At 67.2% G+C, this 12968-nt stretch carries 11 protein-coding genes; 8 read left to right on the plus strand and 3 right to left on the minus strand.

Translation table 11 applies throughout. From position 1 onward, the window contains the following. Positions 1-141: 141 nt before the first annotated feature. Together L593_RS11320 and L593_RS11325 are read right to left on the minus strand one after the other, a co-directional pair. Entirely contained in the window at positions 142-1563 is a 1422-nt protein-coding gene (locus tag L593_RS11320; protein ID WP_020447105.1) for a nucleotide sugar dehydrogenase, read from the minus strand. Beyond that, positions 1560-2162: an acyltransferase gene (locus tag L593_RS11325; RefSeq protein WP_020447106.1), complete on the minus strand. Its 603-nt coding sequence runs from the start codon at positions 2160-2162 to the stop codon at positions 1560-1562. The genes L593_RS11320 and L593_RS11325 overlap by 4 nt, the downstream gene beginning before the upstream one ends. 410 nt (positions 2163-2572) lie before the next feature. Between L593_RS11325 and L593_RS16075 the strand changes: the two genes are divergently transcribed. The 7 genes from L593_RS16075 (at position 2573) to glmS (ending at position 11818) form a co-directional block, all read left to right on the plus strand. After that, positions 2573-3520 carry a polysaccharide deacetylase gene (locus L593_RS16075; RefSeq protein ID WP_020447108.1) on the plus strand — a complete coding sequence of 316 codons (948 nt, stop codon included), beginning with the start codon at positions 2573-2575 and terminating at the stop codon, positions 3518-3520. A 264-nt stretch (positions 3521-3784) separates the two neighbouring features. After that, a complete protein-coding gene (locus L593_RS11340; protein ID WP_144060753.1) occupies positions 3785-4912 on the plus strand; it encodes a carboxylate--amine ligase in 1128 nt (375 codons plus the stop codon). A gap of 103 nt (positions 4913-5015) precedes the next feature. After that, the gene (locus L593_RS11345; protein WP_144060754.1) at positions 5016-6050 is read left to right on the plus strand and encodes a methionyl-tRNA formyltransferase; all 1035 of its coding nucleotides are present in this window, start codon (positions 5016-5018) and stop codon (positions 6048-6050) included. Next, positions 6040-6873: a hypothetical protein gene (locus L593_RS11350; protein WP_020447111.1), complete on the plus strand. Its 834-nt coding sequence runs from the start codon at positions 6040-6042 to the stop codon at positions 6871-6873. Before L593_RS11345 ends, L593_RS11350 begins: the two co-directional genes overlap by 11 nt. A gap of 43 nt (positions 6874-6916) precedes the next feature. Further along, positions 6917-7939 carry an NAD-dependent epimerase/dehydratase family protein gene (locus tag L593_RS11355; RefSeq protein WP_020447112.1) on the plus strand — a complete coding sequence of 341 codons (1023 nt, stop codon included), beginning with the start codon at positions 6917-6919 and terminating at the stop codon, positions 7937-7939. A gap of 949 nt (positions 7940-8888) precedes the next feature. Next, complete coding sequence (locus L593_RS11360; protein ID WP_020447114.1) at positions 8889-9479, plus strand: hypothetical protein; 591 nt, start codon at positions 8889-8891, stop codon at positions 9477-9479. A gap of 521 nt (positions 9480-10000) precedes the next feature. Beyond that, positions 10001-11818, plus strand: coding sequence for a glutamine--fructose-6-phosphate transaminase (isomerizing) (glmS, locus tag L593_RS11365; protein ID WP_020447115.1), 1818 nt, complete (start codon positions 10001-10003; stop codon positions 11816-11818). Between the two features lie 65 nt (positions 11819-11883). Here glmS and L593_RS11370 read toward each other — a convergent pair whose 3' ends face one another. Further along, on the minus strand, positions 11884-12243 hold the full coding sequence (locus L593_RS11370; RefSeq protein WP_020447116.1) for a hypothetical protein: 360 nt from the start codon (positions 12241-12243) through the stop codon (positions 11884-11886). Positions 12244-12474: 231 nt separating this feature from the next. Between L593_RS11370 and L593_RS11375 the strand changes: the two genes are divergently transcribed. After that, entirely contained in the window at positions 12475-12666 is a 192-nt protein-coding gene (locus L593_RS11375; protein WP_020447117.1) for a hypothetical protein, read from the plus strand. Positions 12667-12968 lie beyond the last annotated feature (302 nt).

A 12968-nucleotide genomic window follows, 5' to 3' on the forward strand; every position in this document is an offset into this window, starting at 1 on the left:
GCCTGGCGTCCGACGTCTGCGAGGCCGTCTCGGTCGCGTCGGCGATCGGTCGATCGCCGTCCACGCCCGGCCCACCGTCACGCTCCGGGTCGTCGCGAGCGGCACTGGCGAATCCGCTGTCGACGCCCCGCTTCGGGTCCGTCACGGTTGGGTTCGCCGAGGGTCGTTCGCGAGCCAGTGCGACGCTGGCGGTGGTGTTTTACCGTCGCCGAGCCGGCACTGCCGGTGCTCGGTTCCCGCGAGGTCGAGGGCGTTCCTGCCGTCGAGGACGACCATCGGCTCGAACGTGGACCAGTCGATTCGCTCGAACGCGCCGTGGTCCGTGGCGTATATGGCGGCGTCGGGCCGGGCTGTTGCGGCCTCGGCGACGGAGACCAGTTCGGTTGGCACGTCGGCGACCGTCGCGTCGTCGAGCACGGGGTCGACTGCGAGGACCTCGGCACCGAACTGGGCCAGCAGCTCCGCGACGTCGACCGACGGACTGTACCGCGTCTCCGCGACGTCGCCACGGTAGGCGAGTCCGAAGAGGACGACGGTCGCGTCGCCGAGGTCGACGTCCTCGGCTGCCAGTTCGTCGGCGAGGCGGTCGACGGCGTAGGCCGGCATGTCGTCGTTGAGCGCGCGGGCCGCGGGGATCACCGGGCCGTCGACGGTGTGGGGCTTCGTGAGAAAGTGCGGGTACACCGGAATGCAGTGCCCGCCGACCCCGATGCCCGGTTCGAGGATCGAGGTGACGGGAACCGTGTTCGCGGCCTCTGTGACTTCTTCGACGTCCACGCCGATCTCGTCGGCGTAGCGGGCGAACTCGTTGGCGAGCGCGATGTTGACGTCCCGGTAGACGCCGCCGAAGACTTTGACTGCCTCCGCGGTCGTCGCGTCGGTCGTCTCGATCACCTCGTTGTCGGTCACGTGCTCGTAGATCAGCGCAGCGGCCTCGGTCGCCGCCTCGTCGGTTCCGCCGACGATCTTGGGGTAGGCCTCGCGGATGTCCTTCAGGGCGCGCCCGGAGCTGATGCGTTCGGGGCAGAACGCGACGCCGAACTCGGAGGGGTCGAGCCCGCTCGCGGCAGCGAGGGATGGCTCCAGCATCTCCGCGGTCGTCCCCGGCGGCACCGTCGACTCGAGCAGGACGAGGTCGCCCGGGTCGAGACCCGCAGCGATCGAGGAGGCGGCCGCGATCAGCGCCGCGAGATCGGGTTCGTTCTCGTCGTCGAGCAGCGTCGGGACGACGATCACGTGGATCGACGCCCTCGCCGCTGCCTTGCTCGGGTCCTGGACGGCGCTGAGCGATCCGTCCTCCACCAGGCGCTCCACGAGTTCGTCGAGTCCCGGTTCGCCGTCGACGTGCGAGCGGCCCTGCTCCAGTTCCCGGACGACTGCCGGATCCACGTCGGCACCGATCACGTTCCCGGAGGCCTCCGCGAGCGTCGCGGCGACGGGTAGTCCGAGTTTGCCGAGGCCGTAGACCGCGACCGGAATTTCGCCGTTCTGGAAGGACCGACTGCGGTGCTCCGCCGGTGCGAGCGTGCCGTACAGCCGATCGACGGTGAACACGTCGCTCATAGCTGGTTCCTCCCCTCGAGGTCCGTCGGGAGGGCACGGTGCTCGGCGGGCGTCCCCACCGCAAGCGTCTGCGGCGGTACGTCCTCGGTGACGATCGCGCCAGCGGCGACGAACGCACCCTCGCCGATCTCGACGCCTGGAAGGATCGTCGCGTTGGCACCGATCGTCACGTCGTCGTTGAGCGTCGGCCCCTCGAGTCCGGTTGCTTCGTCGCGGACGGGCGTGGCGTCGTTCGTCAGCGTCGCACCTGGGCCGAGGAACACGCGATCGCCGACGATCGTTTGTGTCGGTACGTACGCGTTCGTCTGGAGGCTGGTGCCGTCCCCGATCCGTGCGTGCCCGTCGATCACGGCCATGGTGCCGACGAGGACGTCGTCGCCGATCCGGGTCGCCTCGCGGATCACCGCGTCGTGCCCAGTCGAGAACCCCTCGCCGATCACGACGTCGGGGTAGATCACCGTCCCACCGCGGACGGTCGCGCCTGCACCGAGCACTGGTGGCTCGCCCTCCACGCCGGCCGGCGAGAGCGTCGCAGTCGGAGCGATCTCCGCGTCCTCGCTCATCGCTGCGTCCGTCACGCGAATCGCCTCCGGTTCCATCGCTCACTCGGCCAGTCGTCGATCGATGCTGTCGCGTCCGTCATACTGGGAGACACGCTTGTCATTGCTGGTGGTCCCCCGTCGAAGCGGGGCGTAGCCGGAGTCACCCGGAGCATCCGCTTTGTTATACGATGCGTTCCGAGCGGTGTCGTGCTCCGCTACACAGTGGTTCGCGACGCCGGCTCCCGGTCGCTGCGGCCGTCGGAGTGCACCCGGTACGCCAAGGAGATCACTGGCAGCGACCCTGGTGTCGATTCGGTAGTCGGCTCCTCCTCGTGCGGCATCGACGCTCTCGATGCCGTAGGAACGTACTACGACCGGTCCCGGCGGCTGATCGTCCGGTAATCGTCTCGTACAGCCCCAGAACGGTCACCTGGGTTTATTCGACGGTGTGCCGACTCCCGATGCCAATGGGCACCGTGGTTATTTCGGTCGACGCCGCACTCGGCTGGAGCTGCATCGATCGTCAGTCGCCACCGGTCGAGCGCGTCGAAGCAGCGCGCTCGGGATGGCGAACGTTGCTCGACCGGTTCGACGACCACGACCTCCCCGCGACCTGGGGCGTCGTCGGGCACCTCCTGCTCGAGCACTGCGACGGCGTGCACGAACACCACCCGCTCTCACCCGGCTGGTTCGACCGCGAGCGCGAGGCGTGGGAGGACTGTCCCGAACTCCGATTCGCTCCGAATCTCGTGGAGGAGACCGTCGACGCACCGGCGGGTCACGAGTTCGCGTTCATGCCATTCTCCCACGTCGAGTTCGGCCACGACGAGGTGTCCTCGGACCTCGCCCGCGCGGAGTGTGTGGGTTTCTTCGACGCGTTGCCCGACGACCTGCCGTCTCCGCGAACGGCGACGTTCCCATGCAACGCCGTCGGTCATCGCGCCGTCCTCGCGGAGTGGGGCTTCGAGTGCTATCGGGGGCGGATCCCCGGCAGGGCGACGCAGCTCCCGATCGCGCGCTCTGCCCGTCGGCTTGCGAACGCCACGGTCGCGGGGCCACCGATCGTTCGCCCGACGGTCGACGAGTACGGACTGGTCGCCCTCCCGACCTCCCTCGACTGTTCGGCCGCCCAGAGCGCAGCGGGCCGGCTCTACAGCCGTGCGATCACCGATCCGACGCTCGCCGCAGTCCACCGCGGCCTCGAACGCGTGGCAGCCAGCGACGACGGCGTGTTCCACTGCCGGCTGCGTCCGATCGACGTGATCGACGACCGCGACGAGTCCCGCCTCGAATCGTTCTGTCGTGCCGTCGCCGACTACCGCGACGACGAGGGCGTCGACGTGGCGACCGTCGGCACCGTCGCCGAACGCGCCCGCTCCGCGCCGCCCTCTCGGTGGTCCCATCCGATGACGTGATCGGCGACGGTTCGGTGCGACACGTCGAACGCTCGACGCCGCCGGCTACGTCGCTCCCGAGTCAGCCTCACCGATGCACCGATCGATCGCTTCCGGGTCTTCGCCCGCGCTCGGCCGTCGTGTAGCGAGAGGCTACTGTCCGCCTGCGCCCAAATGGTAGTTCATACTCTTTACGACGCTGTGGTTGGAGTCGACTATGAGCGGGGAGAGACAGTGACGTCGGTGCTCCTGCCGACGGGGCGAGAGGCGAGCACGTACGCGTGTGTGCGATCGCTCGCAGCGAAGGGCATCGAGCCAATCGTGGTTTCGGAGAAAGGCGGCGTGCCGGCGGCTGCCTCCCGGTTCGTCGAGCGGACGGAGCCGCTTCCGGACCCACGCGATGATTTTCTCGCCTATCGCGACGCGTTGCTGGCGCTCGCCGAGCGGTTCGACGTCGATTCGATCTACCCGCTCCGCCCGGAGGACGGGTACCTCCTCTCCCGGTACGTCCAGCAGTTCGAAGCGCACGTCTCGCTCGTCGTGCCGCCGATGGACGCGCTGGAGCGAGTCCACGACAGGCTCGCACTCGCGGCGGCAGCGGAGGCCGCTGGCGTCCCCGTCCCCGAGACGAAGTCGCTCGACGACGTCGACGACTGGAGCGGCCGACACGTCGTCAAGTCCCGATACAACGTCCTCGCAGACGCGTATTTCCCCGACCGCTCGCCCGAGGACGTCGACGTGGTGAAAGCGATCGAACACCTCCCGCCCGCCGTCGAACCCGATCGGGCGGAGACCGTCGCGGCGTTCGACCACGTGCCGATCGTCCAGGAGTTCGTCCCGAAGGACGGCGAGTACATGGTCGCGGCGCTGTACGACCACGGCGACCCCGTCGCGACCTTTCAACATCTCCAGATCCGTGGGGACTCCTACACGGGCGGCGGTGGCGTCTATCGCCGTTCGATTCGCGACCCGGAACTCGCGTCGGTCGCCCACGACCTGCTGGCCGAACTCGAGTGGCACGGCCTGGCCTGCATCGAGTACATGCGCGACGCCCGGACCGGCGAGTACGTCCTGACGGAGATCAACCCCCGATTCTGGCAGTCGTTGCCGTCGACGGTCCGGGCCGGTGCCGACTTTCCGTGGTACTACTACCTCCTGGCGACCGGGCGGGGCGACGAGATCGAGCCGTCCTACCGGACCGGTCTCGGAAGCCACCTGCTCCACGGCGAACTCGGCCACCTCATGAGCGTGCGATCCGACGAGTCGCCGCTCGTCGATCGTCCCTCCTTCGTCGGGACTGCGGCCGCGATCGCCGGCTCCTGTCTGGTCGAACCGCGGTTCGACTACCTGCGGCTCGACGATCCCGCGCCGTTCCTTCACGGGATCCGGACGAAACTTCGGCGCAACAGGTGAGTCGTCCGAAGTGCCGTCTCCGACCGAGGGCGGCGTAGCACAGTCCTACGACGTTGCTACGACCTCCGTAACAAAGCCGTATCCACGGGCAGTGCTGGGCGAGATGTACGTCCCAGGCGACCGCACGCTCGACGTCCCCGAGGACGCCGAGATCGTCTACGCGAGCTGTACGAGGCCGGGGCACGAGGTGCTCGAGACGTTGCTCGAGTACGACGCTCCCATCACGGAGATCGTCTCGATCACGCCGGAGATGGCGCGGCGCGGCAGCTCCTCGAAGTACCGGTCCTTCGCCGAGACCGCCGACGCCCACGACCTGCCGATCTACTACCCGCAGGAGTACGGCATGGACGACCCGGCAGACCTCGATCACTTCCAGTCGATCGACGCGGACGTCATGATCGTCAACGGCTGGCAGCGCCTCGTGCCGGGCGAGATCCTCGAGACGTTCGAATACGGCGCCCTCGGCAACCACGGCAGCGCGTTCGGACTGCCGCGTGGCCGCGGTCGCTCGCCCCTGAACTGGTCGTTGATCGAGGACCTCGACCGCTTCCTGCTCTCGATCATCCAGCTGGATCCCGGCCCCGACTCCGGTGAGGTGGTGGCGACGAAGAAGTTCGACCTCACCACATACGACGACATTCAGACGCTCTACCACAAGGTGACCATGGCGATCGAGGAGATGCTGTTCGATAGCCTCGGGCCGGTGCTCCGCGAGGAGATCGAGTACGGCGAGCAACGCGGCGAGGTGACCTACTATCCCAAACGCAACCCCGAGGACGGTGCGATTCACTGGGGGAACACCACGCGGGACATCTACGACCTCGTCCGGGCGGTGACCGATCCCTACCCGGGCGCGTTCACCCTCGACGACGGCACGCGCGTGGACATCTGGGAGGCGATCCCCTTTTCCGACGACTTCGCGTTCGGCGTCGAACCGGGCACCATCGTCGAGACGTTCGAGGCCGGCGACTTCGTCGTCGCGACGCCCGACGGGACCCTGCTCGTCCGCGAGTGGGACGCGGAGGACTGGGCACCCGAACCGGGCGTCCAGTTCGAGTCCCGCGGCGAACACGACCGCGTCGACCGATACGAACACCGCAACCACCTCACTGGATCGGGGGCGCCAGATGACGTCTGAGGACGGCGAGCGGGACGGCCGTGCCGACCCCGCAATCGCGACCGCATCGACGGCACGGTCGATCGATTCGGACAGGGGGACCGCCGACCCCTGGAGCCAGGCCCCGGACGACGCCGCCGGCATCCCCTACGAACTCGACGTCTACGCTGGCCTGCTCGAAACGCTCCTCGCTCGCGGGTACGAGTTCGTCGGCTTCGACGGGGCGATCGAGGACGGACAGATCGCGCTCCGACACGACGTCGACCTCTCCCTGTCCCGCGCCGCGGAGATGGCTCGCGTCGAGGCCGCCCTCGGTATCGAATCGACGTACTGTCTGCAGGTGACCGCACCGCTGTACGACCTGCTCGTTCCGGAGAACCGCCGTCACGTCCGGACGATCGTCGAGGCAGGCCACGACGTCGGCCTGCATTTCGATCCCCACTACTACTGGGAGTCGGAACCGGTCGTCGACGACCTCGAGCTACGAGTCCTCGACGACCGTTCCGCGCTCTCGCGGGTCATCGCCGACGACTTCCACCGGAGCGTATCGGTCGTGGCGACGTCGATCCACCAGCCTCCGAACTGGGCGCTGGGGGCGACGTTCGAGGCCTTCCAGAGCACCTACGAGCCGCGGTACTTCCTCGACGTAGAGTACGTCTCTGACTCTGCGGGGAAGTGGCGCGTTCAACGACCCTTCGAGGACGAGGTGCCCGACGCGATGCAGCTCCTCGTCCATCCTGGTCTCTGGCACCGTGAGGATCACTCGCTCGCTGCAATCCTCGAGGACCACCGCGAGCAGTGCCGGGAGCGAATCGATCGGTACGTCGGCGCCTTCGGTGGGTAAATCGCTTCATTACAATGCCCGTGGGGCGGTCGAGTGTCGGCAGATGACCGACGACCCCGGCCGACCCGACGGCGGATCCGTCGAACTCGATCCCGCACCGGAGCCCGACGACGCAGCAGCCGTCGTGGCGGACGTGACAGGTGAACCCATTCGCGTTCCAGACCTCGGCTCGGTGCTCGTCACCGGGGGTGGCGGCTTCATCGGCAGCCACCTCGTCGACGCGCTCGCTCGACACAACGACGTTCGCGTGTTGGACCGGTTCGACGCCGGTAGCGAGGCGGGGCTCCCGGAGACAGTGACCACGATCGAGGGCGACGTTCGTGACCGAGAGCTGCTCTCCGAGGTGGTGACCGACGTCGACGTGATCGTCCACCTGGCAGCCCAGGTCAGCGTCGAGGACTCGCTCGACGATCCCCAGCGAAGTAGCGAGACCAACGTCGCCGCGACGTTGGACGTGCTCGAACTCGCCCGTCGTGAAGACGCCCGCGTGGTGCTCGCCTCGAGCGCCGCCATCTACGGCGATCCCGCCTCGATTCCGATCCACGAGACCGATCCGAAGCGACCCGAGTCGCCGTACGGCGTCGACAAACTCGCCGCGGACAACTACGCCAGGGTCTACGACGCCCGATTCGACGTCCCGGTCGTCGTCCTGCGGTACTTCAACGTCTACGGTGCCGACGCGAACGCCGGCGTGATCCGGGCCTTCATGGAACGCGTCGATGCCGGTGAATCGCTGGTGATCCACGGTGACGGCGAGCAGACCCGTGACTTCGTCCACGTCGACGACGTCGTCCGTGCCACGATCGCTGCGGCCACGACGCCACACACCGGGCGAGCCTATAACGTCGGCACTGGCGAGCGAGTGTCGATCGCCGAACTGGCCCATCGCGTCGTCGACGCTGTAGACGACGATCTGCCGATCGAATACGCCCCGCCGCGTGACGGCGACGTCGATCACAGTCTCGCCGCGATCGATCGTGCACGATCGTGGCTGGGGTTCGAGCCGCGGGTTGATCTCGAGACCGGGATCGAAGCGACGCTCTCGACGGCCCACGAACACCACTGATCACGGCGGATCGGCCGTCCTGCGGTGCTCGATAGCACTCCCTTCGACCGCCCAGACGCTACGTTCCCATTCACGCTTCCTCGGTCGACCGGTGTCACTTTCGCCACCTCGGTCGACCAGTGTCGCTTTCGCCACCTCGGTCGACCAGTGTCGCTTTCGCCACCTCGGTCGACCAGTGTCACTTTCGCCCCCGGTCGAGCAGCTTTACTCTCTACCTGATCGAGCTGCCTCTTTCGGAGCTTCGACCTCGCCGCACCGAACCTGGAGCTTCGCCGGCGCGAGCTAGCTATCGCCGTCACCGAACTCCGCGCGTGATCTCCGCAATGGCCAACGGCCACGGTCGCACTGCAATGCCGTATCGATTGTCGACGGGTAGCAGTATCCACTCGTGCCCGATCAGTTGCAGTTCCGAGCGATCGAGACGCTCGTCGCTCCGGTATCCACTTGCTACACCCCCACACCCCTTCTCCACCCAGAATTTCATCTGGAGATTGTTCGACCGCATCGATCGCCGAGTGGTAGGACCGATCGATAACCAGAAACTACTGCCAACAGGCGGGCCGAAGCGGCGAATATCGCCAGAGCAACAGTAGTTGGGTTGTATTTAGTTTCACGGGATCGGTGCCATTTTCCATTACTGTCCTAGGGCCAGTAGGATCTATTTACAGCCAGTAGGCCAGATGAACAGTACGGGGCATTAATACAGGTTGGTGGTATTGAGACTACCGCCACGGGTGGTATGTGCAATGTTACAACGACGTCATCGGTGCTCCGGGCTACAACGGCTCGTTGCTGCCGGAAACGGCCAGCGACCTCCGTCCCAGACGCGTCCACTCCGGGTACGCGCACGCACTGGGGTCGGCTCGACGGGGACTCCGTCCTCCCGAAGGGGCCGGCTTGCAGTTGAAACGACCCTCCCTACTCGCAGTTACCGATACCAGTGTCCATCATGAGTTCGACCGCGTCCGAGTCGGAGCCGATCGATCCAGACGAGCAGCTGACCACGTCGGACGACGACCATGCCGGCACGGCGGAGCAGGGAGAACCGGAGCCGCTCTCCCTCGACGTCGTATACGATATCCTAAAGAACACGCGACGGCGACGCGTCCTCCACCTCCTCTACGAAGACGAGGAGGGAACGACGCTCGGCGACCTCGCCGAGCGCATCGCCGCCGTAGAGAACGACAAACCCCGCTCCCAGCTCGACGCCCAGGAGCGGAAGCGAGTGTATGTGGGTCTCTACCAGTGTCACCTCCCACGCATGGACGACGCGGGCGTCGTCGACTTCGACGGTGACCGAGGCACGGTGGAACTCGGCACGCACGCCGAGCAAGTGTACGGTCACCTCGTCTCCGCGGAAGACGACTCCGAATCGCGTGACTGGTCCACGTACTACGGGCTGTACGGCATCGGCGGCGTCCTGGCCGGACTCGCTCTTGGCTGGACTGCCCCGATGGCCGCACAGCTATTCGTCGTCGGTCTGCTCGTCGCCGGCGCCGTCGTACTCGCTGGAGTACACCTCCTCGCGGAGCGGCCCTGACCACACGAGGTCCCCGCTCGGCAGTCCGAGGACGCGATTCCGGCCGGCGGAACCGACGGAGCGGTCCCCGTTCGGCGGTTTTGTCCCGCCACCCCGCTCGGTGGTTCGGTCCCCGTCACCTTGCCCGGTGGTTCGGTCCCCGCCATCGTCCGCAGCGGCTCGACGTCGTCACCCCGCACGGCGATCGGACCCCGCCGCCGTCTCGCGCTCCGCTTTTCGCTTCGATCAGTGACTCGCGTTCACCACGCTGCCAGCCGACTCGGGATCTTCGCCACGTGGCAGCGCCTCGGTCCGGTAGCGAGGTGCTATCGGGATACCGGCTGTCGGTGGCAGGACCCCGTAGCAATCGGTTAGGTGCACCAGCACTCGGCACCGATCTGGCAAACGACTCTATAACAATTCGGGGTCCGCGTTACGCTTTGCGCGTTCCGATCGGGCCGGTGTACCGGCCTGCGGACCCATTCCACGATGATCACGAACCCGTTTCCCCCGACGACTCCGGCTATGGAGGTGCCCTGACCATGTGCGGGATCACCGCGCGCACCGGACGCGACGACGCCGTCGACGACCTGCTCGACGGTCTCCAGAATCTCGAGTATCGCGGCTACGACTCCGCCGGCATCGCCCTCCAGAATGGCCACGGTATCGAGGTCTTCAAGCAGGCGGGCGAGACGAGCGACCTCGACGCCGACGTCCGCCGCCGCACGCCCAGCGGGAAGATCGGCATCGGCCACACCCGCTGGTCGACCCACGGCCCCCCGACCGACGAGAACGCCCATCCCCACACCTGCTGTACGGGCGACGTGGCGGTCGTACACAACGGGATCATCGAGAACCACGAGGAACTCCGGACGGAGCTGGTCGCAGCCGGCCACACCTTCTCCAGCGACACCGACACGGAGGTCGTTCCGCACCTGATCGAGGAACGCCTGGCGGCCGGCGACGGTCCCGAAGCTGCGTTCCGGGCCGCCATCGACCGGCTCCGCGGCAGCTACGCGATCGTGGCGATGGTCGCCGGGCGCGACGCGGTCTACGCGACGCGGTCCGGTTCCCCGCTGGTGCTCGGCATCGCCGACGACGGCTACTTCCTCGCGAGCGACGTGCCGGCGTTCCTCGAGCACACGGACCGCGTCGTCTACCTCGAGGACGGCGACGTCGCGACGGTGACGGCCTCGACGCACACGGTAACGGACGTCGACGGGTCGATGGTCGTCAGGCCGCCCGAGTCCGTGGACTGGAACGCCGAGGACGCCGAGAAGCGCGGCTACGACCACTACATGCTCAAGGAGATCGACGAGCAGCCCGGCGCGATCGAGCGGGCCATCGAGGGTCGCATCGACGCCGAGTGCGGCGCCGTCGAACTGGAGGCCTTTCCCCCCGGTAGCTTCTCGGACGTCGAGCGGGTCCAGCTCGTCGCCTGTGGCACCTCCTATCACGCCGCGGCCTACGCCCAGCGGCTGCTCGCTCACCGCGGGATCCCAGCGACGGCCCACCGCGCCGGCGAGTACGCCGAAACCGCTGCGACCCTCGAACCCGGAACGCTGGTCATCGGCGTCAGCCAGAGCGGTGAGACCGCCGACACGCTCCAGTCGCTCCGCCGGATCGCCGACGCGGACGTCCGGACGCTCGCTGTCACGAACGTCGTCGGCTCGACGATCGCTCGCGAGACCGACGACGCGCTGTTCATCCGCGCGGGGCCGGAGATCGGCGTCGCCGCGACGAAGACGTTTAGCTCGCAGGTCGCGACCCTTCTCCTCCTCGCCGAGCGACTTGCCGCCGACGTGGAGGGTGCCGGAAGCGACGACACCGAAGCTGTCCTCGCGGCGCTCCAGGCGCTCCCCGACCAGTTACGGACGGTCGTCGATAGCTCGGACGCCCGGCAGATCGCCCGTCGCGCAGACGGTCGCACGTCCCACTTCTTCATCGGACGGGACGTCGCCCATCCCGTCGCCCTCGAAGGCGCGCTGAAGTTCAAGGAGATCACGTACGAGCACGCCGAGGGCTTCGCCGCCGCTCAGCTCAAACACGGGCCGCTGGCACTCGTCACCCCCGACACCGCGGTCGTCGCGGTGTTCACGGGCCGGCACGACGAGAAGACGCTCGCGAACGTTCGGGAGGTCCAGGCTCGCGACGCCCCGGTAGTCGCGATCGCGAGCGAGGAAACCCACAGCGTGGTCGAAACGGCCGACGAACTGCTCCCGATCCCGGACACGGAGCCGGAACTCGCCGGGCTGCTTGCGAACGTGCAGCTCCAGTTGCTCTCGTACCACGTCGCCGCCCTGCTCGATCGGCCGATCGACAAGCCTCGTAACCTCGCGAAGAGCGTCACCGTCGAGTGACGGCGGTCACACAATCCGTTCTGTTTGGTCACCGACTGCCGACGCTCTGAGCATCGTGACGCAACTCAGGCCATCGCGATGACGCCCACGTTGTAGGTCGCCGCCGCGAAGGAGAGGCCGATCGCCGGCAGGTAGCCGACCTCCACGACGACCCGTTCGCTCAACTGGAGTTCTCCCGGCCCGTCGTCGCTGGCCACCAGCGCGACCCCTATCTCGACGGTAAGGAGCACTATCGCGATCGAGATGACGTTGGCGACGAGCATCCCCTCGGTGCGACCGAGATCTTCCATCAACGCGGCCACGACGGCGTTTCGTTCGTAGATGCCGGCAATACGGAGTCCATACAGGGTCGTCACGGTGTCGGCGAGTCGTCCGACGACCAGCGGCAGGGCGTACGGGGCGTGACGGTCGAGCAGCCGTGACACGAGGAATCGCGAGAAAGTCCGGCCGGCGCTACCTTCGTTACGAACCGGTTGTCGAGTGGTATCAACTGGTATTCCGTCCAGCTTGGTCTAGTAACCACCGCCAACCGGCCAGGTACGCACCATACCGTGGGCGGGTAACCGTGTGCCGAACCGCCGGTAATTCGGCCGTAGCGTACCGTTCGGTCCGGGAAGTACTGCATAACGAAAGACCACCATCCCCACCGAACTGCCATGTCCCAGCCAGACGACCCCTCGGAGGGGCGATGCCAGCGGTGTGGTACCTCGGTGAGCACGCGGTTCCGCAAGGTCTTCGGCGGCAACGACGCCACGGTCCACGGCTGCGTGGAGTGCATGACGCTCTCGGAGCTCTGTGAGGGACAGGCTGCCGCCCACGACGAGGCGGGCGCACCAGTCGTCGAGTGACTGGCCGCCGGTGGATCGACGCACTGCTCCCCGAGCGCGTACGCCCGTCGCTGGTCGCTCCGATCGATTCACTCCTGGCACCGATCGGACGACCGACGACGAACTGACGTGAATTCCTGCCGGCTGAACCGACGTTCACGCCACGAGCGGCAGTCCCCTCCCGAGCAGCGCTCCCGCCCACAGTAGCACGCTTGTCCAGAACTCCCCCCGAGATCTCTTCCTGGATACCCCCAGGATCTGTACTCCCGCCGAGATCGTCACGATCGCGCCGTTCGATCGCCACGCGCTCGTCACCCCCTGAC

It is taken from the genome of Salinarchaeum sp. Harcht-Bsk1 (assembly GCF_000403645.1).
Taxonomy (GTDB): domain Archaea; phylum Halobacteriota; class Halobacteria; order Halobacteriales; family Salinarchaeaceae; genus Salinarchaeum.